Genomic DNA, 467 nt, shown 5'->3' on the forward strand with positions numbered 1-467 from the left:
CTCCAGCACCGCGCGCAGGCCCGCGATGGGGGTGCGCAGCTCGTGCGAGACGTTGGCCACCAGCTCCTTGCGCTGACGGTCCTGGGCCTCCAGCTCGTCGGCCATGGCGTTGATCGTCTGGGCCAGGTCGCCCAGCTCGTCGCGGCGATTCTCGCGCACCCGGCGGGTGTAGTCGCCGTGCGAGATGGACCGGGCCACCGCGTTCATGTCGTCCAGCGGGGCGGTGAGCGAGTGCGCCACGAACTGGGTGATGAGCAGCGTGGCGATCATCGAGAAGACCGTGATGAAGCGCAGCTCCGTCTCGGTGCGCACCGCGATCATCGACAGCCCGGTGGTGATCAGCACCGAGATGACGACCAGCGCGCCCAGCTTGGTCTTGATCGAGAACGGGCGTGCACCGCCCCAGGGCGACTTCCCCGGGTTCCTGCGCCGGGCCGGCCCGTCGCTCATGGCGTGGGCGTCTCCAG

The 467-nt window shown here is 69.8% G+C and carries 1 protein-coding gene; it reads right to left on the reverse strand.

The genetic code is table 11. The features are described from left to right. The coding region (locus tag KDL01_RS41890; protein WP_212534266.1) for a HAMP domain-containing protein at window positions 1-450 on the reverse strand (450 nt) is incomplete at its 3' end. Window positions 451-467 lie beyond the last annotated feature (17 nt).

It is taken from the genome of Actinospica durhamensis (assembly GCF_018139695.1).
Lineage (GTDB): Bacteria > Actinomycetota > Actinomycetes > Streptomycetales > Catenulisporaceae > Actinospica > Actinospica durhamensis.